30 protein-coding genes are annotated in these 22,944 nt (G+C 66.1%); 15 read left to right on the top strand and 15 right to left on the bottom strand.

The features are described from left to right. The first annotated feature begins 113 nt into the window (after window positions 1-113). From CEF10_RS05490 to CEF10_RS05535, 11 genes are all read left to right on the top strand, one after another. The gene (locus CEF10_RS05490) at window positions 114-620 is read left to right on the top strand and encodes a flagellar basal body-associated FliL family protein (RefSeq protein WP_101067130.1); all 507 of its coding nucleotides are present in this window, start codon (window positions 114-116) and stop codon (window positions 618-620) included. Between the two features lie 9 nt (window positions 621-629). Further along, window positions 630-1,007 (top strand): hypothetical protein, encoded by a 378-nt coding sequence (locus tag CEF10_RS05495; protein WP_101067131.1) that lies wholly within the window; start codon window positions 630-632, stop codon window positions 1,005-1,007. Further along, window positions 1,004-1,609, top strand: coding sequence for a MotE family protein (locus tag CEF10_RS05500; protein ID WP_101067132.1), 606 nt, complete (start codon window positions 1,004-1,006; stop codon window positions 1,607-1,609). Before CEF10_RS05495 ends, CEF10_RS05500 begins: the two co-directional genes overlap by 4 nt. Before the next feature lie 70 nt (window positions 1,610-1,679). Next, entirely contained in the window at window positions 1,680-2,549 is an 870-nt protein-coding gene (gene motA / locus CEF10_RS05505; RefSeq protein WP_101067133.1) for a flagellar motor stator protein MotA, read from the top strand. After that, the gene (locus tag CEF10_RS05510) at window positions 2,546-4,912 is read left to right on the top strand and encodes a coiled-coil domain-containing protein (RefSeq protein WP_101067134.1); all 2,367 of its coding nucleotides are present in this window, start codon (window positions 2,546-2,548) and stop codon (window positions 4,910-4,912) included. The genes motA and CEF10_RS05510 overlap by 4 nt, the downstream gene beginning before the upstream one ends. A gap of 98 nt (window positions 4,913-5,010) precedes the next feature. Further along, window positions 5,011-5,808, top strand: coding sequence for a transglycosylase SLT domain-containing protein (locus CEF10_RS05515; RefSeq protein WP_232796412.1), 798 nt, complete (start codon window positions 5,011-5,013; stop codon window positions 5,806-5,808). A 3-nt stretch (window positions 5,809-5,811) separates the two neighbouring features. Further along, window positions 5,812-7,902 carry a flagellar biosynthesis protein FlhA gene (gene flhA, locus CEF10_RS05520; RefSeq protein ID WP_101067136.1) on the top strand — a complete coding sequence of 697 codons (2,091 nt, stop codon included), beginning with the start codon at window positions 5,812-5,814 and terminating at the stop codon, window positions 7,900-7,902. A gap of 80 nt (window positions 7,903-7,982) precedes the next feature. Next, window positions 7,983-8,099, top strand: a complete 117-nt coding sequence (locus CEF10_RS17420; protein ID WP_332870137.1) for a hypothetical protein — start codon at window positions 7,983-7,985, stop codon at window positions 8,097-8,099. Between the two features lie 29 nt (window positions 8,100-8,128). Further along, a complete protein-coding gene (locus tag CEF10_RS05525; RefSeq protein WP_332870138.1) occupies window positions 8,129-8,638 on the top strand; it encodes a flagellar biosynthetic protein FliR in 510 nt (169 codons plus the stop codon). Continuing rightward, entirely contained in the window at window positions 8,635-9,732 is a 1,098-nt protein-coding gene (locus CEF10_RS05530) for an EscU/YscU/HrcU family type III secretion system export apparatus switch protein (RefSeq protein ID WP_101067137.1), read from the top strand. Before CEF10_RS05525 ends, CEF10_RS05530 begins: the two co-directional genes overlap by 4 nt. Continuing rightward, complete coding sequence (locus CEF10_RS05535) at window positions 9,729-10,124, top strand: hypothetical protein (RefSeq protein WP_101067138.1); 396 nt, start codon at window positions 9,729-9,731, stop codon at window positions 10,122-10,124. The genes CEF10_RS05530 and CEF10_RS05535 overlap by 4 nt, the downstream gene beginning before the upstream one ends. Window positions 10,125-10,140: 16 nt before the next feature. Here CEF10_RS05535 and CEF10_RS05540 read toward each other — a convergent pair whose 3' ends face one another. Genes CEF10_RS05540 through CEF10_RS05580 form a run of 9 tightly spaced genes read right to left on the bottom strand, consistent with a single transcriptional unit; the run spans window position 10,141 to window position 14,716 of the window. Continuing rightward, window positions 10,141-10,653: a flagellar basal body-associated FliL family protein gene (locus CEF10_RS05540; RefSeq protein WP_101067139.1), complete on the bottom strand. Its 513-nt coding sequence runs from the start codon at window positions 10,651-10,653 to the stop codon at window positions 10,141-10,143. 9 nt (window positions 10,654-10,662) lie between these two features. Further along, window positions 10,663-11,397, bottom strand: a complete 735-nt coding sequence (flgH, locus tag CEF10_RS05545; protein ID WP_101067140.1) for a flagellar basal body L-ring protein FlgH — start codon at window positions 11,395-11,397, stop codon at window positions 10,663-10,665. Continuing rightward, entirely contained in the window at window positions 11,394-11,837 is a 444-nt protein-coding gene (flgA, locus tag CEF10_RS05550; RefSeq protein WP_101067141.1) for a flagellar basal body P-ring formation chaperone FlgA, read from the bottom strand. The genes flgH and flgA overlap by 4 nt, the downstream gene beginning before the upstream one ends. Next, window positions 11,837-12,622: a flagellar basal-body rod protein FlgG gene (flgG, locus tag CEF10_RS05555; protein ID WP_101067142.1), complete on the bottom strand. Its 786-nt coding sequence runs from the start codon at window positions 12,620-12,622 to the stop codon at window positions 11,837-11,839. Before flgG ends, flgA begins: the two co-directional genes overlap by 1 nt. Before the next feature lie 15 nt (window positions 12,623-12,637). Then, window positions 12,638-13,351, bottom strand: coding sequence for a flagellar hook-basal body complex protein (locus tag CEF10_RS05560; RefSeq protein WP_101067143.1), 714 nt, complete (start codon window positions 13,349-13,351; stop codon window positions 12,638-12,640). Between the two features lies 1 nt (window position 13,352). Continuing rightward, entirely contained in the window at window positions 13,353-13,622 is a 270-nt protein-coding gene (locus CEF10_RS05565; RefSeq protein ID WP_101067144.1) for a flagellar biosynthetic protein FliQ, read from the bottom strand. Between the two features lie 3 nt (window positions 13,623-13,625). Beyond that, on the bottom strand, window positions 13,626-13,910 hold the full coding sequence (fliE, locus tag CEF10_RS05570) for a flagellar hook-basal body complex protein FliE (protein ID WP_101067145.1): 285 nt from the start codon (window positions 13,908-13,910) through the stop codon (window positions 13,626-13,628). A gap of 13 nt (window positions 13,911-13,923) precedes the next feature. Next, window positions 13,924-14,316, bottom strand: coding sequence for a flagellar basal body rod protein FlgC (gene flgC / locus CEF10_RS05575; protein WP_101067146.1), 393 nt, complete (start codon window positions 14,314-14,316; stop codon window positions 13,924-13,926). A gap of 10 nt (window positions 14,317-14,326) precedes the next feature. Then, window positions 14,327-14,716 (bottom strand): FlgB family protein, encoded by a 390-nt coding sequence (locus CEF10_RS05580; RefSeq protein WP_101067147.1) that lies wholly within the window; start codon window positions 14,714-14,716, stop codon window positions 14,327-14,329. An 85-nt stretch (window positions 14,717-14,801) separates the two neighbouring features. On the opposite strand from CEF10_RS05580, the gene CEF10_RS05585 reads away from it, so the two are divergent. Next, entirely contained in the window at window positions 14,802-16,238 is a 1,437-nt protein-coding gene (locus CEF10_RS05585; protein WP_101067148.1) for a FliI/YscN family ATPase, read from the top strand. Here CEF10_RS05585 and CEF10_RS05590 read toward each other — a convergent pair. The 6 genes from CEF10_RS05590 to CEF10_RS05615 form a co-directional block, all read right to left on the bottom strand. Beyond that, window positions 16,214-16,945 (bottom strand): DUF1217 domain-containing protein, encoded by a 732-nt coding sequence (locus CEF10_RS05590; RefSeq protein ID WP_232796413.1) that lies wholly within the window; start codon window positions 16,943-16,945, stop codon window positions 16,214-16,216. The genes CEF10_RS05585 and CEF10_RS05590 overlap by 25 nt on opposite strands. Before the next feature lie 71 nt (window positions 16,946-17,016). Beyond that, window positions 17,017-17,421, bottom strand: a complete 405-nt coding sequence (flbT, locus tag CEF10_RS05595; protein WP_101067150.1) for a flagellar biosynthesis repressor FlbT — start codon at window positions 17,419-17,421, stop codon at window positions 17,017-17,019. Continuing rightward, window positions 17,418-17,786 (bottom strand): flagellar biosynthesis regulator FlaF, encoded by a 369-nt coding sequence (gene flaF, locus CEF10_RS05600; protein ID WP_332870139.1) that lies wholly within the window; start codon window positions 17,784-17,786, stop codon window positions 17,418-17,420. Before flaF ends, flbT begins: the two co-directional genes overlap by 4 nt. Before the next feature lie 86 nt (window positions 17,787-17,872). After that, a complete protein-coding gene (locus CEF10_RS05605) occupies window positions 17,873-19,087 on the bottom strand; it encodes a flagellin (RefSeq protein WP_101067152.1) in 1,215 nt (404 codons plus the stop codon). A gap of 207 nt (window positions 19,088-19,294) precedes the next feature. After that, a complete protein-coding gene (locus tag CEF10_RS05610) occupies window positions 19,295-19,654 on the bottom strand; it encodes a flagellar protein FlgN (protein WP_101067153.1) in 360 nt (119 codons plus the stop codon). Further along, window positions 19,644-19,928, bottom strand: coding sequence for a rod-binding protein (locus CEF10_RS05615; RefSeq protein ID WP_232796414.1), 285 nt, complete (start codon window positions 19,926-19,928; stop codon window positions 19,644-19,646). Before CEF10_RS05615 ends, CEF10_RS05610 begins: the two co-directional genes overlap by 11 nt. Before the next feature lie 1,180 nt (window positions 19,929-21,108). On the opposite strand from CEF10_RS05615, the gene fliK reads away from it, so the two are divergent. From fliK to CEF10_RS05630, 3 genes are all read left to right on the top strand, one after another. Then, window positions 21,109-21,600: a flagellar hook-length control protein FliK gene (fliK, locus tag CEF10_RS16835; RefSeq protein ID WP_232796415.1), complete on the top strand. Its 492-nt coding sequence runs from the start codon at window positions 21,109-21,111 to the stop codon at window positions 21,598-21,600. A gap of 19 nt (window positions 21,601-21,619) precedes the next feature. Beyond that, window positions 21,620-22,297 (top strand): flagellar hook capping FlgD N-terminal domain-containing protein, encoded by a 678-nt coding sequence (locus tag CEF10_RS05625; protein ID WP_101067155.1) that lies wholly within the window; start codon window positions 21,620-21,622, stop codon window positions 22,295-22,297. A gap of 309 nt (window positions 22,298-22,606) precedes the next feature. After that, window positions 22,607-22,846: a hypothetical protein gene (locus tag CEF10_RS05630; RefSeq protein WP_101067156.1), complete on the top strand. Its 240-nt coding sequence runs from the start codon at window positions 22,607-22,609 to the stop codon at window positions 22,844-22,846. The last annotated feature ends 98 nt before the right edge of the window (window positions 22,847-22,944 follow it).

Below are 22,944 nucleotides of genomic sequence, written 5' to 3' on the forward strand. Positions count from 1 at the left end.
CTGCGCTGCGGTTTTCTACCGGGCGGTGCGGTGATGTTTCGGCGATTCCGCTTAACAATCGGTTAGCCAATGCCGGCCTATAGTGTCCCGGTACGCAACGGAGGGGCCAAAGCATGGCGGATGCTGCCGATGCCGAAGATGCAGGGGCGACCAAGGGCTCGAAACGGCTTTTGTTCGTGTCGCTTTTCCTTGCTCTGTCGGGTGCGATTTCTGGATTCTACATAGCCTTTTCCGGCATGCTTCCCTTCGACGCCGCGGTGAAGGATGCAACGGGCAGCGACAAGGCCGAGAAGCCGGAAAAGGCAGTGGTCGAACTGGGGGACGTGGCCTTCGTTCCCCTCCGGCCGCTGGTGATTTCCCCAAGCGGCTCCGACGCGGGCCAGCACCTGCGGTTTCAGGCACAACTCGAAGTGCCGAGCGCGTACAAGGCCGAGGTCACACGCCTGATGCCGCGCGTCGTCGATGTGCTCAACAGTTACCTGCGCGCCCTCGAGGTGCAGGATCTGGAGGACAACTCGGCCCTGGTGCGCCTGCGCGCCCAGATGTTGCGGCGCGTCCAGATCGTGACGGGGCCGGAGCGTGTTCGCGACCTCCTGATCATGGAATTCGTTCTGAACTGAGGACAGAAAATGGAACTGATTGCCGACATCCTTCTTGTTGCCGGGGCGCTCGGCGCCGGTGTGTACTGCTATGTGCTGGCGCGACGGTTGAGCCGGTTCAACGATCTCGAGAACGGCGTTGGCGGTGCGGTCGCCGTGCTATCGGCCCAGGTCGATGATCTGACGAAGACACTCGAGGCCGCGCAGACCACAGCAAATGAATCCACGCGGTCGCTGGACGGTCTGACGGACCGCGCCGAGAACGTCGCCAAGCGGCTGGAGCTGCTGGTGGCCTCCATGCATGACCTGCCGGAAGAGCCCGGTCAAACCGCGGCGGATGATGCCGGGGATCAAGGGGGCGCTGTGTTCCAGCACGCGCGCGGTGCTGACCGGGCGGCTGTTCGATGATACGGCGGCGGGCAACATCGGGGCGGCCGGGTCCACCCGGTCGTGGCACGCTCGTCACGGTGGGCCTGTTGCTGGTCGGCTCGGCCGTGCTGCGGATCGGGCACGATGCCGGGCAGGCATTTGCGCAGGAGACCGCGACAGGCCCGCAGACTGGCGAGACCCGCGCGAACGGCCCCGAAGCCTGTGAGACGCCCGACGACATGCGAGCCTTGCTCGAGGCGTTCGAGGCACGGGAAACCCGTCTCGAAACGCGCGAGGCGGAGCTGCGCGACCGGATGCAGGCCCTGCGTGTCGCTGACAGGGAGGTTTCCCGAAAACTCGCGGCCCTCGAGGCGGCCGAGGCGGAGCTGCGCGACACCATTGCGCTCGCCGAATCGGCATCGGCCGACGATCTCGACCGCCTCACGAAAGTCTACGAGAACATGAAGCCCAAGCAGGCCGCCGCGCTCTTCGAGGAAATGGACCCGGCCTTCGCCGCCGGATTCCTCGGGCGCATGCGCCCGGATGCCGCGGCCGAGATCATGGCCGGCCTGAGCCCTGCGGCCGCGCACAGCTTCAGCGTGGTTCTCGCCGGACGCAACGCCAACGTGCCCAGGGAATGAAGCACGAAGGCTCAGCGTTTCTTAACGCACCGGTGCCAGACTTCCGCTCGAAAAAGGGGATGAAACGCAGATGCTCGGATTTATCGGTATCCTGGTTATCTTCGCCATGGTCTTCGGCGGCTATCTCGCGGCCGGCGGCAAGTTCGGAATCATACTGCAGGCCCTCCCCTTCGAGATGATGATCATCGGCGGCGCGGCTGTCGGGGCGTTTCTCATCAGCAATGACATTCCCGCCGTCAAGCAGACGGCGAAGGACATCGGAAAGGTCTTCAGGGGGCCGAAGTGGAAGCCCGGGGATTACCGCGACCTGCTGTGCCTTCTTTTCGCACTCATCCGGCTCGCACGTCAGAACCCGGTGGCGATCGAGGAACATGTCGAGGCGCCGCATCAGTCCCCGATCTTCGGTCGCTATCCCAAGATACAAGCCGACGACGAGGCCGTGTCGCTGATCTGCGACACGCTGCGGTCCGCATCCATGAATTATGACGATCCGATGCAGGTGGAGGAAGTGCTTGAAAAGCGCATGGAGGGAAACCTCGCGCACGCGCTGCATTCCAGTCACGCCTTGCAGACCATGGCGGACGGATTGCCCGCCCTCGGAATCGTGGCGGCGGTCCTCGGGGTCATCAAGACGATGGCGTCCATCGACCAGCCGCCCGAGATCCTCGGCAAGATGATCGGCGGCGCGCTCGTCGGAACCTTTCTCGGGGTGTTCCTGGCCTACGGCCTGGTCGGACCTTTCGCCGGTAAGCTCAAGGCCGTGGTCGAGGAGGACGGGCATTTCTACCAGCTGATCCGCGAGGTCCTGGTTGCGAACCTGCACAATCACTCGACCAACCTGTGTATCGAGGTCGGCCGCCAGAACACGCCGTCGCACTACCGTCCCGCGTTCTCCGAACTCGAGGATGCGTTGAAAAGCGTCAAGCAGGAGGCTGCATGACCTCTTGGGTTTTCCGGCTGCTGGCGCTGTCCATCCTCGCCTGCGGGTCTCCTGCCCTGGCTCAGACCGTGACCGTGCGCTCCGGAGAGCACGAGCGGTTCTCGCGTCTGGTGTTCGATCTGCCCTCTCGGATGGACTGGCAGCTTTCTCCCACAGGCGATGGCAGGGAACTCAGCCTTGCCCGGCAGGATCTTGTTTTCGACACCAGCGAGGTGTTTTCCCGCATCCCCAGAACCCGCCTTTCGGGGTTGTCGGTGGATGCCGAAACCGGGACCATCCAGCTGTCCCTTGCCTGTGATTGCACCGTGAACGGGTTCTGGTACGGGGAGTCGTTTCTGGTCATAGACATCGAGTCACCCGAGGAGGGCGAGGCGGAGCGGGCGGAACGCCCGGCGCGGCCTTCCCGGGACGCTTTCGAGAGCCCGTCACCCGTTGATCAAGGCAGCGAGCGTGCAGATGGCAAGGGGAATGATCCGACCGGAGCGCAATCGACCAGTTCCGGTGGGCCGACCGAACTGGCGCTCGAACGCCTGGTCCCGCCAGGGGAGCCTGACGCGACCGGCAATGCGCCTGCAACCGCTGGTCGCCTTTCGGTGGCGCGCGACCGCCTGTTGCGCAATCTGGCGCGCGCGGCGTCTCAGGGGCTGCTGACGCCGCTCGACCGGACGCAGGCGAAAGAAAAGCCCGCAGTCGATGACCAGGTGCCGGAGCGGTCACCCCAGGGCCGCGCTCCCGACGCGTCGGCAAAGGAGATGAAGCCCTCCGTTCCCGAGCCGCCGGATCGGCGCACGCCGGCGGGGCTTGCGAATCTCAAGGCCCAAAGCACCGTGGACCGGGATTTCCGCGCACGCTACCCGGAAACGGAACAGACCCGTGACGGCGAGTTCTGTCTCGACGCGGAAGAACTTGCCATCGGGGAATGGGCCGATGACGGCGGGTTCGGCAATCAGCTGGGCCGCCTGCGCGCGCAGTTGACCGGGGAACTCGGGGAGACCTCGCCGGACACCGCGCTCGCGCTCGCGCGATTCTACCTGCATTTCGGTTTCGGGGCGGAGGCCGGGCAGGCCTTGCGTTTCGTGGAGTTGCCTGCGCGAACGCATTCCGTGCTGACCGCCCTCGCGCGGATCATGGAGGACGGGCACGCCGGGGCGGAAAACATCCTGGCCGACCAGCTGTCGTGCGACTCGCCGGCCGCGTTCTGGTCGGTTCTGTCACACGAACGTCTGCCGCGTGGCCGGGCGATCGATACGGACGCGGTGTTGCGCACCCTCAGCGGGCTGCCGCAGCACCTTCGCCCGTATCTTGGCGGCATGCTGGCGGACCGCTTCATGAACGCCGATCGCAAGGCCAGTGCGCGCGACGTGTTGCGAATACTGGATCGCGCGCCCGCCGAAGCGCATGCACGAGCGAGACTGGTTCACGCCGAGATCGCCCTGGCGGACAACGAGCACGAAGTCGCCGAGTCGCAACTTGACGATGTTGCAAGGGCGGGCAAGCCAGCGTCGGCGCGTGCCGTTCTGCGCAGGATCGAGAGCCGACTTGCGCGAGATGCAGCCATCTCATACGAAACCGCGCAACTCGCCGCCGCGCTCGCCACAGAGCATCGGGGCACGCCGCTTGGACGAGACCTCGAACGCGCCCAGATCCTTGCCGCTGCGGCGTCGGGGGCTTTCGAAGAAGCCTACGCGCATCTGGACCGGATCGAAACGCGTCGGGGTGCGCTTGCTTCCGACGGCGTGCCGTCGGAGTTGCTGGCACTTATGGCCGAAACCGCTGACGACGTGACTTTCCTGCGGTTTGCAGCAGCTCGTCATCCCGAAGGCGGTGAGATGCCGGCGCCGCAAGCGGCCAATGCCGCGGCCCGTCGTCTGCTGGAACTCGGCTTCACGAAACCCGCGGCGCGCTACCTGGAAACAGAGGCGGAGGGGGCCGCGCGACGTGAGCAACGGCTTTTGCGCGCGGAGCGGTTCCTGCAGTTGCGGTTGCCGCGCCAGGCGGAGGCGGCTTTGTTGGGTCTCTCCGGAGATGCCGCAAACAAGCTGCGGGCCCGGGCCAGAAGCATGGCGGGGGAGCATGGCGCCGCGCATGCCTATTACCAAGCGCTGGGAGAACCACGGAAAGCCGAGCGCGAAGCGTGGCTCGGCGGCGATTGGTCCGCCCTGCGCGATAGCGAGAACGAAGTGCTCGCTCGCATTGCACGGTTGGCAACAGGGGATCCCGGCGCCGACGACGTTTCTGCCGGAGCAACACAGAACGGCGCTCTGGCGCGGAAACGTCACCTGATCGAGGATGCGGGTGCCACGCGGGCCAGCATGGAGGCGCTGTTGCGCACGCGCATTTCGCCCGAAGCCTCCACCGAATGACGCGTCAGGCTCCGACCCGGCCGACACTTACCGAATCGCAAGAAATACGGCCTATCGATTGGGCCAGCGACAGAATGCGCTTTCGCGAGTAAGACCCAATGCAGGCCCTGCAGAATGCAAAACAGGCTCTTTTCGCGGGCACACGTGTCCCGCTCGCTCGTGCAATCGACAAGGCAACGGGCGCGCGGCCGGGGATGCTTTCCCTGTTGCTCCTGACGGGACTGCTTGCCGCGCCGGTGGCGCACGCGAAACAGCCGGCCCTTTGCGACCGCGCCGCGGAAAACGCATCCGCGGAGTCCGGTGTTCCGATCGACGTCATGCACGCAATCACGCGCACCGAGACCGGGCGCAGGCGCGGCGATGAACTCATGCCCTGGCCGTGGGCCGTGAATATGCGCGGTCAGGGCCGGTGGTTCGAGACGCGCGACGCCGCGAGTGCCTACCTCCGCGCGCACCGCAAGAACGGCGCACGGAACTTCGACGTGGGATGTTTCCAGATCAACTACCGCTGGCACGGCCACGCCTTCACGTCGGTCGATCAGATGCTCGAACCGGCAGCCAACGCGCGGTACGCGGCGGCGTTTCTGGCGCGTCTCTACCGGGAAACCGGAAGCTGGCCTGCCGCGGCGGGGGCCTATCACTCCAGAACCCCCGAACACGCCCGCCGCTACAAGGCGCGTTTCCAGTCGATCAGGCGGGCGCTGGCGGAAAGACCGGCCGCGCCGGAAGTCGGTTCTCCTGCGGTGACACCCTCTTCCGGGCTCTCAGCGTCGGCGAACCGGTTCCCCCTGTTACAAGACGGCAACGGCGCATCGGCCCCGGGCTCGCTGGTTTCCCTGACCGATACCCCGGCCCGGGCGCTGATCAAGCTGGACCAACGCGGCGAGGGATTCTGAAACATGCTCAAGCTCTCCGCGCGCGCCGTGTTCCAGCCGACCGTCCTGCTGGCTCTGGCCCTGATGGCCGTGATCGTGATGATGATCCTGCCGATGCCGCCATGGGTGCTCGATGTCGGGCTTGCCGGGTCGTTCGCACTTGCGATCCTCATCTTCACGGTGACGCTTTTCATCGAGCGGCCCCTGGACTTCTCGGCTTTCCCCACGGTGCTCCTGGCCTCGTTGATGTTGCGGCTGTCGCTCAACGTGTCGTCAACCAAGCTGATCATCGGCGAAGGGCACACGGGAACGAATGCGGCGGGCGATGTCATCCAGGGATTCGCGCAGTTCGTGATGGGCGGCAGCGTCTTCCTCGGCCTCGTTGTCTTCGGGGTCCTTTTGATCGTGAATTTCATGGTCATCACCAAGGGCGCGGCGCGTATGGCCGAAGTCGGTGCGCGTTTCGCGCTCGACGGCATGCCGGGCAAGCAGCTGGCGATCGACAGCGACATGTCCGCCGGCGCCATTGACCATGCCGAGGCCAAGGCCCGGCGCGAGACAGAGCAACAGGAGACCACCTTTTTCGGCTCGCTCGACGGGGCCTCCAAATTCGTGAAGGGCGATGCGATCGCGGGCCTGCTGATCACGCTTCTGAACCTCGTCATGGGGCTCATCATGGGCACGGTCGTGCACGGCATGGCACTGTCGACCGCCTTTGAGACATACGCGATCCTGACCGTCGGAGACGGGTTGGTGACGCAGATCCCGGCGGTGGTCATCTCCATCGCCTCGGCACTGCTCCTGGCGCGCGGTGGCACGACGGGGGCCACCGACCTGGCGATCGCCGGGCAGCTGGGCCGGCACCCGGCCGCGATGGCGACGGTCGCCGTGCTGATGGTGCTTTTCGGCCTTGTGCCGGGGCTTCCGTTCCTTCCCTTCACGCTCGGAGGGGTGGGGCTCGGTGCCGCGGCACTGATGATCTACCGGCGTGATCACACCGGTGCGGAGAACCAAGCGGGAGACACCCCCGAGCAACCTTCGGATGCGGCGCGGCCGTCCATGGGCGACATTCTGGAGTTGGACGACATCCACGTCGAGTTCGCGCCGGACCTGGTCAACATGGTGCTCGATCCGGGTACGGGGCTCGATGCACGGATTTCGAACATGCGCAATCACGTGGCCACCACCTTCGGGCTGGTCCTGCCGGAAATCAGGTTGACGGACGATCCGTCGCTGGCCTCGGGCACCTACGTGATCCGCATCCAGGGCGTGGAGCAGGCCCGCGCCGTCCTGCGCCCTGAACAGGTTCTGATGCTCGAGTCGGAGGCAAATGACGATCCGCCGCCCGGTGAGGCCGTCGAGGAGCCCGTCTACGGTGCACCGGCGCGCTGGATCGCCGAAAACTCGCGGGACGCGGCGGCGCTCTCGGGGGCGACGACGATCAGCCCGGGAGAGGTGCTGGCCACGCATCTGCTGGAAACGATCAAGAAGAACCTCGGCCGGTTGCTGACAATGAAGGTGATGCGGCGGTTGCTCGACGAGTTGGTCAACCTGTCCGACCCCACGCGCGCCGAGGCGAACCGCAAGCTGCTCGATGAAATGATCCCGGACCGGCTCCCGCCGGACCTGTTGCATGCCGTTCTGCGGATGCTGCTCGACGAACAGGTCTCGATCCGCAACCTGCCGCTCATCATGGAGGCCGCCGCGGAGGCAAGGCAAAGCCATTCCCAGCCCGAAGCGATCTGCGAACACGTTCGCCAACGCCTGGGGTTCCAGCTGGTCGCGCAGTTGCAGCGCGAGGACGGAACCCTGCCGCTGATCCAGCTCGCGCCCGAATGGGAGGATACCTTTTCCACCTACCAGGTCGGCGGTGACCGGGCAAACCCCGACGTGGCGCTTCCGCCCGAGGTCTTCGGCACGCTGACGTCCGGGGTTTCCGAACAGATCGAGAAGGCCGCCGAACAGGGGATATATCCTGCGCTCGTGACCTCCACGCCGCGGCGCCGCTTCCTGCGGACGGTCCTGTTCGCGCGCCGGATTTCGAACCCGGTGCTTTCTTTCGAGGAGATCGGCCTCGATGCGAAACCGGCGCTTGTCGGGACCGTGGCAGCATGACCGGGTCTGCCGCCCTGCTCGCGCCGGTGCAAGAGGTCCTGTGGCTGTATTTCGTCGTCTTCCTGCGGGTGGGGCCCGTCATGTCACTCTTCCCCGGTTTCGGCGGACGTTCGGTGCCCGTGCGCATCAAGCTGGCGTTGGCACTGGCTTTCACGGCGCGGTCGCGGCGGATGCCGGCTGGGCCTGGCTCGTCCTGACCGAGACCGCGGCGGGCCTGATCCTCGGGATCGGGCTTCGGCTGTTTCTTCTCGCGCTTCAGACGGCAGGGTCGATCGCGGCGCAGGCCACGTCGCTTGCGCAGATCCTCGGCGCGGCCGGGGCCGCGCCCCTGCCGGCGATCGGGCATCTCCTGACGGTTGCGGGGCTGTCGCTGGCGATGATCCTGGGCCTGCACGTTCATGTCGCCGAGACCCTGATCCGAACCTATGACGCGCTGCCCGTGGGCGCGATGCCAGATCCGGCGGACGTGGCCGACTGGGGCGTGCAGCAGGTCGCGGCGGCCTTCGCCCTGGCCTTCACGCTGGCGGCTCCCTTCGTCATCGTCTCGGTTCTCTACAATCTGGCGCTGGGCATCATTAACCGTGCCATGCCCCAGTTGATGGTTGTCTTCGTGGGTGCCCCGGCCATAACCGCCGCAGGTCTTGTCCTGCTGCTCCTTCTGGCGCCGGCGATGCTGACCCTGTGGTTCGAGGCGATGCGCGGCTTTCTGGCGGATCCGTTCGGCGGCGGACCATGACCGGTGGCGAGGACGAAACCGACAAGTCGCATGAGCCCACGCGCCACAAGCTGGAAGAGGCGCGCAGGAAGGGCGAGGTCGCGCGCTCGGCCGATCTGAACACGGCGGCCGCCTACGCCGGGTTCCTGCTGGCGGCACTGGCGATCGGACCCGCCTCGGTGGAACACCTGGGCATCCGGCTCATGGCCCTGATCGACCGATCCGATGCGCTGTCCGACAGGTTGTTCCATGACCCGGGCACCGCGTTGCTCGGTGGCTTGGTCGGCGCAGTATCGGTGGCGCTGGCCGGCTGGTTCCTGATCCCTGCCGGTCTCGCCCTGGCGTCCGTTCTGGCGCAACGGAGTTTCGTGGTGGCGCCCACGAAGCTTGCACCCAAGCTGTCACGCATCAGCCCGGTCAGCAACGCGAAGAACAAGTACGGGCCGTCGGGTCTTTTCGAATTCGCCAAGAGTGCCGCGAAACTGATGCTGTACTCGGTGCTGCTCTTCGCGTTCCTCGTCTACCGGTTCTCGGACATGGCCGGCGCGTTGCACGCCGGGCCGGCGCCGGCCGCGGCACTGATGGGGCGCATGATGATCGAGTTCATGGGGGTCGTCGTCGTGATCGCCATCGGCATCGGGGCGATCGACTATATCTGGCAATACCACGACCACATGCGGCGCAACCGGATGTCGCACCGCGAAGTGAAGGAAGAGCACAAGCAGCACGAGGGTGATCCGCACATGAAGCAGGAGCGGCGACAGCGCGGGCAGGAGGTCGCGGCGTCGCGCATGATGGCCGAGGTGCCCGAAGCCGATGTGGTCATCGTCAACCCGACCCACTATGCCGTCGCCCTGCGCTGGAGCCGTGAGCCGGGCACCGCGCCTGTCTGCGTGGCCAAGGGCGTCGATCACATTGCCCGCGCGATTCGCGAACTTGCCGAGGAAAGTGGCGTGCCGCTGCGCCGCGACCCGCCGACAGCGCGCGCGCTGCATGACACCACGCGGATCGGTGAGGAAATCGACCCCGCTCACTACCGCGCGGTGGCCGCGGCGATCCGCTTCGCCGAGGCCATGCGCCGCGGGAGCACCGCAGGCCGGAGACGCGCGCCGTGAGCGATATCGTCCGTCTCGCTGGCGCGCTGTACGAGATGGAGCAGGCGCGGATGCATGAAACCCTGCGCGAGGAGGCCGCGCTGAGGGAGGACCTCGGCCAGCTTGATGCTCACTGGCACGATACCACGGCCACCGCCGCGCGCGCGATCGGTGCCGATGTGCTCTGGCAAGGATGGGTGGCGCGCCGGCGCGCCGAACTCAACTCCAGGCTGGCCGCGGTGCTCGCGCAAAAGGAGAAGCACATTGCCGCGCTGCGCGCCGCGAACGGCCGCAAGGTCGCGGCGGAGCGACTCGCGGAGCAAATGGAACGTGACGCCGCCCGTGACATCCGGCGGCGCCGGGCGGAGGAACAGCAACGTCTTGCCGTGATACGAAGTTGGTCCGACCGGTGAACGCCTGCGCGTGCAGTCAGACGTCCTGTCTCGCGATATCGAGAATCAGCACATCCGTGACCGACTCGCCGATCACCGCGAGCGCAGCGTCGTTGAGCGCGCCGCGCAGGATGTCGAGCTTGTTGTTGTCGGTGAAGGCGCCGCGGAAACCGCCCATGTTGGCATGGTCGAACAGCACGCGCAGGAAGGCATCGCGCAGCTTGGGTTCGCGTTTGTAGACGGTCTCGGTGAGCCCGGCGGCAACCTCGACGCTCAGCGACAGGACGACAAGCCCCGTCACCATGTCGTCTTCCATGAGGGGGACGACGAACTGGTTGTTCAACTTGACGTATTCGCGGTCGGCCTTGCGGCCAGAGGTCTCGGGCGCGGCCTTTCGGCCTGTGTCTGCCCGGGTATCGACCTGCCCGGCACAAGCACAGGCGTCTGCGTTCGTTGCCGTCTCGGGCGCCGGGCGCAGCGCGAAGCCAGCGGATACGCCGCCGCCGATGCCGGCCAGCACGAGAAGAACTGGAAGTAGTCTTCGGATCATGGGCGCCTCTCAGAATGGCAGGATCATGTCGAGCACCTGCTGGCCGGGGCGGGGCTGCTGCACGTCGCTGATATGGCCGCGCCCGCCGTAGGAGATCCGGGCCGAGGCGATCTTGTCGTAGGTGATCTCGTTCTGGCGCGAGATATCCTCGGGCCGAACGTACCCGGACACGAGGAGTTCGCGGATCTCGAAGTTCACCCGCACCTCCTGCAATCCCTCTATGGCCAGCACCCCGTTTGGCAGAACCCGCGTGATCGTGGCGGCGATCCGCAGGGTCAGCTTTTCGTTGCGCTTCACCGACCCGTCGCCGTCCGAGGCGCTGGAGGATTCCACCGAAACTGCGTTGCCGAGTGTCGCACCGTCGGGCAGGTCAGGGTCGATGCGCTGCGGCAGACCGAATAGCTGCGGGATGCCGAGGCTTTCCGAGCCGGAGCGCGAACGCGATGTCGAATTCGAGATCTCGGCTTGCTCGTCGATTTCTATGACGACTGTAAGGATATCGCCGCGGCGCCTCGCGCGCCGATCGCCGAGAAGCGAATCGCGCCCGCGCCGCCAAAGAGACGCGTGATCGGCAGCCTCACGGCGGTCGACCGTTCTGGGCATCCCCGGATGGAACATTGCCGTCTGCTCGGCCGAGCCTGTCGTGGGCGTGAAGCCGGGGGGGCGGCCCAGGTGATCCACGCGCGCACAGGCGGCCAGCACGAAGGCAAGCGTGATAAAGAGCACAAGCTTATGCAATGTCATCTCCCCAGGCCCTGTCGAGACACCCGTACCGTGCCATCCGGCTCGACGGTGCCGAACAGTGTGGTGCGGGAGGAAAGGTTCATCACGCGCACCCTTTCGCCCGGACCGGCCCGCGACAGCGACCGGCCCTCTGCCGAGATGTGCAGACCCTCGCTCTCGAAGACGATGGGGACGATCTGGTTACGCTCGATGATGGCGGGCGGCCCGATGTCACGCGGGCGAACCGGACGCCCGGCGTAAAGCGCGACGCGGGCTTCCTTGCCGACGACCTGGTCGACCGACGTGGCCGCGCCCGCGATTTCGATGTTCTTGACCACGACATCGGCGGGCGAGATCACCGCCTGCGCGCGGATCGTGCGGGCCGCGAGCACGGTGTCGGCCGCGGCGGTACACGCCACCAGCAGGCAAAGCGCCGTCAAGCCGAGCAAACGCGATGTCATCAACGGACCTGCGTCGTCGCGCCGAGCATCTGGTCGGCCGCCGAGATGACCTTGGAGTTGAGCTCGTAGCCGCGCTGCGCCTCGACCAGTTCGGTGACCTCGCGGACGGGGTCGACCGAGCTGTCCTCGAGGTACCCCTGGCGCAACGTGCCGAGACCGTCCTCGCCCGCCGTGCCGACAAGTGGGGGGCCGGAGGCTTCGGTTTCGGCGAACAGGTTGCTGCCCAATGCTTCGAGGCCCTTGGGGTTGGTGAAACCGGTCAGGCCGATCTGGCCGATCAGCTGGGCCTCGGCCGCGTCCCGGAAATAGACATAGACCTCGCCGTCGGCATTGATCGACAGGCGCCGCGCGTCGTCGGGTATGACGATCTCGTCGGAGAGCGCGTGGCCGTCGGAGGTCACGATCACGCCCTCGGCGGAACGCTTGAGTGACCCGTCGCGGGTATAGGCGAGCTGACCGGAGGGCAGTTCGACCTCGAGATAACCCGCACCGTCGATCGCGACGTCGAGGTCCCCGTTGGTCTGGGTGAGCGAGCCCTGCGAGAGCTGAACCGAGACGGCGGCAGGCCGCACGCCCAGGCCAAGCTGAACGCCGGTCGGCAGGACGGCCCCGTTCGAGGCGCTTACGGTCCCGGCCCGGGCATATTGCTGGTAGTGCAGGTCCGAAAACTCGGCCCGGCGCGCGTTGTAGCCCGTTGTCGACATGTTGGCGAGGTTGTTGGAAATCGTTTCGACCCGCATCTGTTGCGCGGCCATTCCTGTGGCGGCGATTTTCAGGGCGCGCATCGGCTGCTCCTTTCGTTAACGGAAGAATGTCTTGAGGGCACCGCGCAGCCGTTCGTTCTCGGCGTCGAGGAAGCTCTGCCCCATCTCGTAGGCGCGCTGCACCTCGATCATCCGGGCCATCTGCCCGACCGGATCGACGTTGGAGGCCTCCAGGAACCCCTGGACAACCCGGGCGTCGTCGGCCGGGGCGATACCTGCCTCGGAGCGGAACATGACGCCGTCTTCGCGCACCAGCCCAACCGGGTCGACCGGCCGGACGAGCGCGATCTGTGCCAATGGCCGGCCCTGCGCGCTCAGCGTGCCATCCGCTGCCAACCCGAGGTCGGTGGCGCCGGGTGGCACGAAGACCGGCGCGCCGCCGGCGTCCAGCAAGCGGTGCCCGTCATTGTTGACGATATCGCCCGCCGCGGTCAGTGCGAAACTGCCGGCCCGTGTGAGCCGCTCACCCGCCGGGGTTTCGACGAGAAAGAAGGCTTCGCCCTCGATCGCGAAATCGAGGGAGCCGCCGGTCTTGGTGAGGGTCCCCTGCGCCATGGACGTGCTGCGCGCATTGGCCGTCGCCATCGACAGGGAGGGCGCGTTGTCGAGCCGCTGCACGTGTTCGGCGAAAACGAGCCCTTCCTGGCGGTAGCCGGTCGTCGCGGCGTTCGCGATGTTGTTGGCCACCACCTGCATCTCGCGCAGTAGCCCGGCTTGCCGGGTCAGCGTGGCATAGCCTGCGATTTCCATTTCAGCCTCCTGTGATCAAGGGGATCAGCCGGTCCTGGAAGAAGGCGACCAGCGTCTGGGTCATGAAGCCCATGGAGACCCAGAACACGAGCACGATGGCCCCGAGCTTGGGCACGAAGGTCAGCGTGAGTTCCTGGATCGAGGTCAATGCCTGGAACAGCCCGACGAGGAGGCCCGCCAGGAGCGCCACCATCAGGATGGGAAACGAGACCAGAACGGCGGTCCAGAGTCCCTGGCGGAGGGTGTCGAAGAAGACGACCTCGTCCATCATTGCTCACACGGGCATCCGCAGGATGTCCTGGTAGGCCTTCACGACCTTGTCGCGCACGGTCACGGCGGTTTCCACGGCCAGTTCCGTCTGTGCAAGCGCCTGCACCAGTGCGTGGGGGTCGACGCTGCCGGTCATCGCCGCCTGGGCCGTTTCCTCGCCGTTCCGCAGGGTCGCGGCGAAGTCCTTGGCAAGGCCCGACAGACCTTCCTGGCCTTTTCCGGCATCGGGTTCGGTCGTCGGCCGTGCGGCGGCGTAAGCCTTGGCGGCATTGACGGATGCGATGGTCATGTCGTGTCTCCTGTTACCGGCGGAGGAGGTCGAGCAGGCCCGACGACATCTTTCGGGTCTGTTCGAACATCTTCAGGTTGGCCTCGTAGCTGCGCTGGGCTTCGCGGGCGTCGGCGATCTCGATCATCAGGTTGACGTTGGACCCGAGGTAATGGCCGCTTGCGTCGGCCATCGGGTGGCCGGGATCGTAAATCCGGGTGAGTTCGCTCCGGTCGAGGGTGACCGGGCCGGTGCGCACGCGTCCCGGAGTGTCCCCCGTGCCGACCTGGGATTCGAACGAAACGGTCTTGCGGCGATAGCCGGGCGTGTCGGCGTTGGCGATGTTCTCCGACAGGTGACGCAGGCGTTGCGCCTGTGCGCCGAGGCCGCTGGCGGAGACCGAAAGGGCGTTCTTGAATTCGCTCATCGAGAGCCTCCTATCGGTGTCCGACGGCGGTGCGCAGAATATTGAGTGAAGACTTGTAGATCGCGATCGCGCGGTCGTGCTGGCGCTTGACCGCGACGGCCTTGAGCATCTCGTCCTCGAGCGTGACGCCATTGCCGTTCGGGTTCGTCGGCTGATCGTCGCGCCGTATGACGGTCGCAGACAGTGTCCCGGCGCTGTCCGTGAGGTGCCCGGCCCGCGTGGCGCGCAGGGCGAAGGGGCGCGTTGTCCCATCGACCATGTCCTTGAACGCCGGGATGTCGCGGGCGGCATAGCCCGGGGTGTCGGCGTTGGCCATGTTCCGCGCGACGACGGCCTGGCGCGTGCCGGCGTGGACCGCCATCGCATGCGCCGTTCGGAAGACTTGCAGGTTCTCGAACATCGGGGCTTCTCCCTCGATTGGCTTCAATCAAGGCTTAACCGTGATTCCTTTAGAAACCGTTTTCAGGAAATGAGCGGAGCGCACGATGGGCCGGGACGACCTTGCCAACCTGCAGGCTGAGATCGCGACACTGGCGGTGGATCGCCCCTTGGGGCGGGTTTGTGCCGTGGAGGGTGACGCGCTGCGCATCTCCGGCCTCGAGGGGCGCGCACGGCTGGGCGACCGGCTCCGGGTGCGGCGGAGTTCCGGCGGGTGGCTCTCTGGCGAGGCGGTCCAACTGGATCACGGTGCTCTTTTGATGCTGCCCGATTCTCCGCCTGCCGGGGTCGCGCTGGGCGACGGTGCACAGCTTCTCGGCCCGCTCGGGATCGCGCCGTCGGACAACTGGGTCGGGCGCGTGATCGATCCGTTCGGCCGGCCCCTCGACGGGCGGCCGCTGTTGCGCGGCCGCTGCCCGCGACCCCTGCGGGCGGATCCGCCGGAACCGGCGGACCGCCGGGCGCTGGGCGAACGGCTTTCCACGGGGATGGCCGCCTTCAACACCCTCCTGCCGGTGGTCCGAGGCCAGAGGGTCGGTCTTTTCGCGGGCTCGGGCGTGGGCAAATCGAGCCTTCTTTCGACCTTCGCGCGCAACATGGACGCGGACGTGGTGGTGGTTGCGCTTGTCGGGGAACGAGGGCGCGAGTTGCGGGATTTCACGGAAAGGGCGCTGGGCCCCGAGGGCATGCGGCGCGCCGTGGTGGTCGCCGCAACGTCGGACCGGTCACCGCTTGTGCGCAGACGTTGCGCATGGACGGCGATGAGCGTTGCCGAGCACTTTCGCGACCAAGGCCGGCACGTGCTGTTCCTCGTGGATTCGATCACGCGATTCGCCGAGGCGCACCGCGAGATCGCGACAGCGGCGGGCGAGTTGCCGGCGCTTCGCGGTTATCCCGCGTCTACGGCGCATGTGATCACTGCGCTTTGTGAACGCGCCGGGCCGGGCAGCGGGACGGCGGGCGACATCACGGGCCTTTTCAGCGTACTGGTCCCGGCCTCGGACATGGACGAACCCGTGGCCGACATCTTGCGCGGGGTTCTCGACGGGCACGTCGTGCTGGATCGCGGCATTGCCGAGCGTGGGCGATACCCGGCGGTGGACCTGCTGCGCTCTGTTTCGCGCAGCCTTCCCGGGGCCGCGAATGCCGCCGAAAACGAACTCATAAGTAAGGCGAGGCATCTTCTCGGTGTTCATGACCGCGCCGAGACCATGGTCAAGGCAGGGCTTTATGCAGAGGGGCGCGACCCCGAGCTCGACATGGCGGTGCGTGCCTGGCCGGAGCTTGACAGCTATCTGGCGGACACCGAGCGTGTGTCGGTCGAGAACAGTTTCGACCGGCTGGCGATGATCCTCAGGCGGGCCGGTGCCGTCGGCACGGCAAGGCAGGCAGGTCAATCCCGCGCCGGTGGCGGCGCGGCCGCGCAAGAGCGGACAGCGCCCGTTCCGGGGACGTCGTTTCAGGGCGCGCGCGAAGGCGCCTGAAGCAGGGTCAGCGCGATGGCGCCGCTGTCTGCGCCACCGGAAACCCCGTCGAGCTGGTTGCGGACCACGAACCTCTCCAGGATCCCCGAGCGCGTTTCCTCGTCTTCGAGCGCATCCAGGCTCTGCAGCCCGAGATGACGGTCGGCCCGTGCACGGAAGGTTTCGAGCTGCCGGTCGAGATCCAGTTGACCGAAGCTCTCCGGCAGGCCGAGGGCTGTCTCGAACACCTTCCGCAGCGGCGGCGTGCCCAGTATCCGGTACCAACGCGCGGTCTCGGTGGCATCCTCGTTCGCGATCCTCGCGAACTCGCGGTCTGCGTTCATCGCAAGACGCATCGCCTCGTCCTGCGTGCCGACGGCCGTTTCGAAGCCTTGCCGCCGGTAGAGGGCCGTTATTTCCGCGCCGAATCCCTGTTTCGCCGTACGTGGTGCTCCGCCGCCGGCGAATCCGAAGGCATCGGCGAAGCGCCTGTAACGGTCATCGGACAGCCTGTTGGCCAGTGCGTCCCGTGCCTGCGTTCCTTCCTCGAGGATCCGGCGGATGAAGAAACGGTTATCCAGATCGGCCTCCAGCCCGAAGGCGCCGAGCGCCACGCGCAACAGCCTTCGGTCTGCGACAAGGTCCTTGGCATGGCGCACGGTCCCGATGGTGTGCTCGAAATACTCGGTGTCGCGCGTGATCGCGGGCGTATTGGCGTGGGCCTCCATCTGCCGTGCACCGGTTTGTTGGAGAAACCGCCACCCGGCAAGGCCGCTTGCGGGTATGACAGGCTGAAAGCTCACCTTGCGCCGTGGGCCAGGAGCCGGTCTTCACGGGGGATCAGGGCGCGCAGACATTTCAGGACCTGATAGAACTGCCCTTCGAGCAACGCGTCGGTGGCCCGCGCGAGATGTGCGCGGCTGTCCGCATCGGTGAGAACCTGGCTGAGTTCCTCGATCCGCCGCAGGAGCTGCATCCGGGCGTTTTCGGGCGTCGTGTCGCCCGACAGGACGAGCTGCGTGGCGTAGCACACCCGCCGGACAGGCGTGTTGGCCTCCTCGGGGTGGATCGCGTCGCGCAGTCGAAGGATGTTGGCGTCCGGGGTGACGATGGAGAAGCGGGCGCGCCGCTCTCCGTTTTCGACAACGGCGCCGTTTATCAGCACGCGCTCGCGCGGCCCGAGTTTCAGGACCAGCCCGCTCATGCCGTTGCCCCCCGGTCCCGCAGCCCCTGCATCACGGCGGTGTTCACCTCGATGAGGACACTCGCGGAGGCGGTGCCGCCCAGGACTCTCGCGCTGTGGTCGTCGGTGAAGCGCGCCAGCGACAGCAGGCGCGCGCGCAGCTCTTCGGGCAACCCGTTGCCGTGACCGGCCAGATCGGCAGCCAGTATGGACCACAGGCGCCGGTTGTCGTGTACCGCGGCCGCAAGGTCGCCGAACGTTGTCCGGGGCCCGTTTTCGGCTTGCTGCAGGCGGCGGGTGACGCGGGCGAAGGCTTCGTATTCGGTGGCGCGCGGGGTACGGGTGGAGCGCCCGGCCTGGCCGTAGGCCTGTTGCGCGGAATGCATCGCGTTCACGTGGCGACCTTTCTGGTTTGGATTGGGTGAAGGCCCGGCGTGGTTCGGGGGAACGCGCGGTTCCCCCGATCCTCAGGTTACCGGAACAGTGCCAGGATGGACTGCGGCGCCTGGTTGGCGATCGACAGCGACTGGGTGGCCAGCTGCTGCTGGGTCTGCAACGCCTGAAGCCGGGCCGAGGTTTCCTCCATGTTTGCATCGACAAGGCTGCCGATTCCGGACTCCATCGAATCCGTCAGTTTGGAGACGAAGTCCGACTGCGTGGAGATCCGTGCCTGATCCTTGCCGAAGGACGCGGCAGCGTCGATCGAGGTCTGGATCAGGCTTTCGATGTTGGCCAGCGCACTGTTTGCGCCGCCGGACGTCGAGACATCGATGCTGGCCAGCGTGCCCAGGCCACCGGACCCGGCGTTGGTGTACTGGCCGCTCACCGAAAGCGAATTGGTCGCATCCGCGTTGGTCACCACGATCTGGCCCGCGGTTCCCGAGTCGTAGTCGACGGTGACGTTGGCGCCCGATTCCTCGATCGCGGTCTTGAGGCCCACGGAAACCACGTCGGCAGTCGTGGTCGATGCCATGTCCTCGGACGTCACGGTGTATGAGGCCGTATCGTTTCCGAGTTGAACGGTCAGCTTGTCGCCCGCCGACAGGACGGAATCGTCGATCGCGATGGTGCCGTTGTCGCTCGTGCCGCCATTGGCATCCATCGAGAAGCCGAAACTGTCGCCTTGGTCCGCAGAGACGCCGGTTGACCCGGCGAAGGCCGCCGCCGCGGTGTAGCCGCCGGTCGACAGGTCCTGGGCGTTGACCGTGATCGAGGACGAGGTGACGTTGCCCGATGCGTCGCGGTCGAGCGAGGCGAGGACATCGGTGCTGCCGGTGCTGCCGTCGACGAGATTGAGCCCGTTGAACTGTGCCGAACCGACCACCGAATTGATCTGGTCGCGCAGGGCGGCCACGTCGCTTTGCAGCTTGCTGCGGTCGACGTTGTCACCCTGGGCGGCGACGATCTTCTCCTTCATCTGGTTGAGCAGGTCGGTCGTGGTTTCCGCTGCATTCCGGGCCACCGCGACGCTCGATTCCCCAAGCGAGAGGCTTTCGGAGATCGCCTTGAACCCGGAAACGTCGGACTCCATGACCTTGGAGATCGCGAAGAGCGATGCGTTGTCCTTGGCAGTCGAGATTTCCTTGCCCGTTGAGATCATGTCCTGGGTCTTCGCGAGGTCCGTGTTGACCGATTTCAGGGTTTGCAGCGCGACCATCGCGCTGTTGTTGGTCAGAATGCTGGACATAAGCCTTGTTCCTTTAGCCTGCGGCGCTTTTGCGCCTGTGTACGTCCCGCCCCCGTCGGGGACGGCCTCGGGCGCCGTTCTGACGACCGCGGCGCGGGTATCGGCCCTGCCGCGCCACCCGTCACTGGGTGCGAGGCGACGATGGGGCTTCAACTGCTAAGGGAGTGCTAAGTCCTTTCCGGTCTCTATTTCGGATTTGAGTCAAACCTAGGCGCGTTTCTCGACTGTCGTGTCGATGGTTCCGCGGATGGTTCGGCGGCGTCCCGCTTCGTCGTAGGTCTCGAGCGATTCGCGGATGCGACGGAAGGCTGCGATGCGGCGGGCCACCCGCTTGAGACCATCGAGCGCGCCTTCGTAGAGAGCCTGGTTGTGCCTGGCCTTGTCTTGAAGTGCGGGCAGGTCTTGTGCTTCGGTCGGCGCGAGGGCGTTCAGCGCGGCGATCAGGGCTTCCTTTTCCTCGACGTGGCGTTCGAGTGTCTGAATATCCCCGCGCAACAGCGCGGCGCGCTCGGCATCGAGAATTTCATCCAGGCGCGTGATGAGGTGCTGGGCCGTGTCACCGGTCATGTTCCATCTCCTTCAGTGAATCTTGGAATATCGGGGCCAGTCCGAGCCCCCCGTTCTCCGCCATCTTCCGGGCGACGGCCTGTCTGTGGAACGACGCGAACTGCCCGCCAATGGCGCCCCCGCCGAATGCTTCGGCGTCTCCGAAACCTGTTGCCTTGAGCATTTCGGCGATGAAACTGGCCTCGAGCATTCGGGCGGCCTGCTGTGGCCGCGCGCCGCGTTTCGTTGCCCCCGAAGCCGGCATTCCCGGCGTGAGTTGCAAGTCGCCCGTCATCACGTCACCTCTCGTTCCAGCGATTTCATCCGATTTGACCCGAAGCCGGTAAAGAAGCGGTAACCGTCTCCTGTCATCGTTGGCAGTGCCGAAGATCGAAGGCGGAGCCGTCATGATTGACCCAACGCTGCAAGACATGCGGTCGGTGACCGGACCGGAACGTGTCACGCCGACATCGCAAGAACGGGACAAGCCGATCGACCCCGATGCGTTCGGCCGGATGGTGGGCCGTTCCCCGTCCGGTGACACCGGCCAGGACGGGGGGGCGCTCGAGGAACGGCCCCAACCCTCCCGCGCTGGCGGTCGCGAGCCGGAGGGCGAAACCGCGGAGCGTGGAAGCGAAACGGGGGAGAGCAGCCCCGGCGAAAGTCAGAGCAAGAAACGGAACGGGGACGTCGCGACGGGAACCGCCGGGCCACCCGCAACCGGACATGCGCCAACGCACGACCCGCAGAAACCCCGAACATCCGAAGCACCGCATGCCGCTACGGACAATGGACGGGGAGGTATGGCCCGGCCGCCAGATCCGCCGGCTGGCCCGAAGGGATTCCCGGCCGGTCAGCGGCCGAACGTCAATGCAAGCCACGTGCGCCACGGAACGCAGGCCGGACCTGACAGCGGCAAGCCCGACCTTGGCACCACACCGGAAAACACACCTCGGTCAGGAGAGCCTGTTACGGTGCCAAGCGGACGGTCGGCGGCAGAATTGTTGCGCGCCGGATTGCCGCCGCCGTCTTCAAGAGAAGATGCAGTCGGTCCGCATATGGCGCAAGGTGCGCCTGCGTCAGTGCAGCCGGCCGGAATGGAGGCTGTCCACGGCGACGTTGCACGCGTGCGCGAGGGGGCACTGCCGGGGCAGTCGGCGTCGCATGCACCATCTGCAGGGGTGAATCCCCCGACGCAGCACGGATCGGACACCGCTCGCGGTCATGGTGACGGGATGCCCCCTGCGTTCAGGAAATCCGGCGCGCCGACCGACCCGTTGCGCACCGCCCGAGAAGGGAGCATTGCCGGTGATGACGGCCCGCGATCTCCGAACACCATGACTGATTCGGGCCGGGAAACCGTTTCGGCCAACCCGGCCCAACCGGCAAGACAGCTGGTCGCCGGCCTTTCGCAGGTGCAAGGGCCCCTGGCCGGGGCGGAACCCGTGAGCCCGCACGCGGCCGGGACGGATGCTGTGGCGGACGCGCTTTCACCGGCGGACCAACGGATGCCGTCACCGCTTGGCGGCGTGAAAGCTGGGGCACCGATGGTGTTCCAGCGGCCGGAAGTCGCGCAGCAGATCGTCCATCAATTCGCCGAGATCATCCAGCAGTCGGGCGGCAAGGCCGTCGACGTCATGCTTCAGCCGGCCGAACTGGGGCGGGTCACTATTTCCATGACACTCGGGGAAGGGACGGTTTCGGTCAACCTCGCGGCGGAGCGTCCCGAAACGCTTGAATTGATGCGACGCCATGCGGCCCTTCTGGCGCAGGAATTCCGGGACATGGGGTACGAGCACAGCAGTTTCTCGTTCAGCGAGCGGTCTGCGGATCAACGGAATGCCCATGGCCGGGGCGAGGGCAATGAAAGCCACCCGGCGGAGGCGATGAACCCGCTGGAGACCGCGGGTGGCGAGCCGGCCACCCGAACCTTCCTCCATACCGACCGGATGGATATCCGGCTCTAGCCATCGAAAAGGGGCGCACATGGAAACGCAACCGCCAGACTCCGCGACCGCGACGACCCGGCCAGCCGGCCCTTCGGAGGCTGCTGCCCGCAACGGGCTGAGCGCGGATTTCGAGACCTTCCTGAAAATGCTCACCACGCAAATGCAGAACCAGGACCCGCTCAACCCGATGGAATCGCAGGAATTCGCCGCGCAGTTGGCCGCGTTTTCAACGGTCGAGCAGCAGGTGCAGACGAACGATCTTCTCCGTTCGCTCGGCGCGCAGATACAGGCGCAGGGTATCGCAGAGCTTTCCGCGGTGATCGGCATGACCGCACGCAGTCCGGCCCCGGTTCCCTTCGACGGGACACCGGTGCAAGCCCGGATAACCGTGGAGCCAAAGGCGGATCGTGCCGAGCTGGTCGTGCGTGATGCAGATGGCAGGGCGGTGTCGCGACAGGATATCCGGCCAGAGTCCGGCGTCTACACCTGGACCGGCACGGATCAGGCGGGCCAACGTCTTCCGGTGGGGTCGTATCTGCTCGATATCGAATCCTATGCGGGAGAGGAGAAACTGGCCACGCACGCTGTCGAAACCTATCAGCCGGTGGTTGAGGCCCGAAAAGAGAACGGGCAGACGATTCTCGTTTTCGAGAACGGCGCGACGGTCCCGGCCGGCGAGGTCAGCGCCCTTCGATCGCCGGAACAGCAGCGATGAGTGGCCATGTATCCGCCAGCGCAGTCGCGTGCCGGGGCGGGCCGGGCGGTGGCATGGCGAACCCGCTCGTGATGTTGCGCATGGGCCACGCTGCGCGCGGAATCGTGGGGCATCATGGGTGGAAACTGCACGGCACCGCGAGAAAACAAGAAATATCAGTATGTTGCACCCATTGCCGCCTGTGTGTCCGCAGGGCGTGATTCCGCCATGGTCGGGAAAAGACTTCTTTTTTTCGGCAATGATCTATGCAATATTCCACGCGTACCTGTGGTTGCCGCAGGCATCCGAAAACCGGTTTGGAGAAATGAAATGAAGAAGTTTTCGATTGTTGCAGCAGCTGCTGCACTCGGCTTTGCCGCTGCAGCCCCCGTTGCCGCGGAAGACGCCGAAGAAATCGCCACGGATCCGTTCGTCTCGACGCAGGGCAACGGCATGGACCAGGAACAGATGATCGCAGCTGGCGCCGCGGTCGGCCTGATCCTCGTGTCGACGCTGGACGACTCGGACGGCACCGGCACGACGACCACCACGACGACGACCGGCAACTGAAGTCGGTGCGGCATCCCGGGATGCCCTGACTGGTTCGAACCAACAGGAAAGGCGGCCCTCCGGCCGCCTTTTTCTTGTTTGGCCAAACTGTCAGCTTG

It is taken from the genome of Roseovarius salinarum, assembly GCF_002834145.1.
In the GTDB taxonomy this organism is placed as follows: Bacteria; Pseudomonadota; Alphaproteobacteria; order Rhodobacterales; family Rhodobacteraceae; genus Roseovarius; species Roseovarius salinarum.

Coding starts and splice junctions, on each gene's coding strand:
- CEF10_RS05530 (WP_101067137.1), top strand. CDS start 8,635: ATGACCGGTGGCGAGGACGAAACCGACAAGTCGCATGAGCCCACGCGC.
- CEF10_RS05590 (WP_232796413.1), bottom strand. CDS start 16,945: ATGGAGGCCCACGCCAATACGCCCGCGATCACGCGCGACACCGAGTAT.
- flgG (WP_101067142.1), bottom strand. CDS start 12,622: ATGCGCGCCCTGAAAATCGCCGCCACAGGAATGGCCGCGCAACAGATG.
- CEF10_RS05610 (WP_101067153.1), bottom strand. CDS start 19,654: ATGACCGGTGACACGGCCCAGCACCTCATCACGCGCCTGGATGAAATT.
- CEF10_RS05495 (WP_101067131.1), top strand. CDS start 630: ATGGAACTGATTGCCGACATCCTTCTTGTTGCCGGGGCGCTCGGCGCC.
- CEF10_RS05515 (WP_232796412.1), top strand. CDS start 5,011: ATGCAGGCCCTGCAGAATGCAAAACAGGCTCTTTTCGCGGGCACACGT.
- flgH (WP_101067140.1), bottom strand. CDS start 11,397: ATGACATTGCATAAGCTTGTGCTCTTTATCACGCTTGCCTTCGTGCTG.
- flaF (WP_332870139.1), bottom strand. CDS start 17,786: ATGCATTCCGCGCAACAGGCCTACGGCCAGGCCGGGCGCTCCACCCGT.
- CEF10_RS05510 (WP_101067134.1), top strand. CDS start 2,546: ATGACCTCTTGGGTTTTCCGGCTGCTGGCGCTGTCCATCCTCGCCTGC.
- CEF10_RS05630 (WP_101067156.1), top strand. CDS start 22,607: ATGAAGAAGTTTTCGATTGTTGCAGCAGCTGCTGCACTCGGCTTTGCC.
- CEF10_RS05615 (WP_232796414.1), bottom strand. CDS start 19,928: ATGACGGGCGACTTGCAACTCACGCCGGGAATGCCGGCTTCGGGGGCA.
- CEF10_RS05500 (WP_101067132.1), top strand. CDS start 1,004: ATGATACGGCGGCGGGCAACATCGGGGCGGCCGGGTCCACCCGGTCGT.
- CEF10_RS05565 (WP_101067144.1), bottom strand. CDS start 13,622: ATGATGGACGAGGTCGTCTTCTTCGACACCCTCCGCCAGGGACTCTGG.
- flgA (WP_101067141.1), bottom strand. CDS start 11,837: ATGACATCGCGTTTGCTCGGCTTGACGGCGCTTTGCCTGCTGGTGGCG.
- flbT (WP_101067150.1), bottom strand. CDS start 17,421: ATGAGCGGGCTGGTCCTGAAACTCGGGCCGCGCGAGCGCGTGCTGATA.
- CEF10_RS05490 (WP_101067130.1), top strand. CDS start 114: ATGGCGGATGCTGCCGATGCCGAAGATGCAGGGGCGACCAAGGGCTCG.
- CEF10_RS05605 (WP_101067152.1), bottom strand. CDS start 19,087: ATGTCCAGCATTCTGACCAACAACAGCGCGATGGTCGCGCTGCAAACC.
- flgC (WP_101067146.1), bottom strand. CDS start 14,316: ATGAGCGAATTCAAGAACGCCCTTTCGGTCTCCGCCAGCGGCCTCGGC.
- CEF10_RS05580 (WP_101067147.1), bottom strand. CDS start 14,716: ATGTTCGAGAACCTGCAAGTCTTCCGAACGGCGCATGCGATGGCGGTC.
- flhA (WP_101067136.1), top strand. CDS start 5,812: ATGCTCAAGCTCTCCGCGCGCGCCGTGTTCCAGCCGACCGTCCTGCTG.
- fliE (WP_101067145.1), bottom strand. CDS start 13,910: ATGACCATCGCATCCGTCAATGCCGCCAAGGCTTACGCCGCCGCACGG.
- CEF10_RS05625 (WP_101067155.1), top strand. CDS start 21,620: ATGGAAACGCAACCGCCAGACTCCGCGACCGCGACGACCCGGCCAGCC.
- motA (WP_101067133.1), top strand. CDS start 1,680: ATGCTCGGATTTATCGGTATCCTGGTTATCTTCGCCATGGTCTTCGGC.
- CEF10_RS05585 (WP_101067148.1), top strand. CDS start 14,802: ATGGGCCGGGACGACCTTGCCAACCTGCAGGCTGAGATCGCGACACTG.
- CEF10_RS17420 (WP_332870137.1), top strand. CDS start 7,983: ATGTCACTCTTCCCCGGTTTCGGCGGACGTTCGGTGCCCGTGCGCATC.
- CEF10_RS05540 (WP_101067139.1), bottom strand. CDS start 10,653: ATGATCCGAAGACTACTTCCAGTTCTTCTCGTGCTGGCCGGCATCGGC.
- CEF10_RS05560 (WP_101067143.1), bottom strand. CDS start 13,351: ATGGAAATCGCAGGCTATGCCACGCTGACCCGGCAAGCCGGGCTACTG.